The organism is Novacetimonas hansenii JCM 7643 (genome assembly GCF_000964405.1).
Taxonomy (GTDB): Bacteria; Pseudomonadota; Alphaproteobacteria; order Acetobacterales; family Acetobacteraceae; genus Novacetimonas; species Novacetimonas hansenii.
On the sequence record NZ_BANE01000332.1, the window covers coordinates 1 to 301 of the forward strand.

General features: G+C 58.1%; 1 protein-coding gene. It reads right to left on the reverse strand.

Annotated features, from left to right (window positions below):
- Nucleotides 1-301 (reverse strand): hypothetical protein (locus B7G66_RS18010; protein ID WP_048859397.1); only part of this gene is annotated, 301 nt, incomplete at both ends.

Here is a 301-nt window from a genome sequence, read left to right on the forward strand (position 1 = left end):
ATGGTGCAGCCCGTGATGCTGGCCTGTCCCTGTTCCTTCACCCATATGGCATGGCTCAACCCATCACGCAGGTGACATGCCTCCAGCGTCACCTGTGCGCCGGTTGCCATGGTTATTTGGGGCCAACCTTCTGCACTGCCGATCAGTTCACATTTCGTCAATGCGACCATGGCCCGGGTCTGTCCAAAAATCTGCTGCTTACCCTCGTGCAGGATCGTGCCCGACAGGTCCACTTTCGATCCGTCATCCTGTGCGCGAATGGCCGCAGCCTTGTGAAAGCCTGAAATGGTGCAGCCCGTGA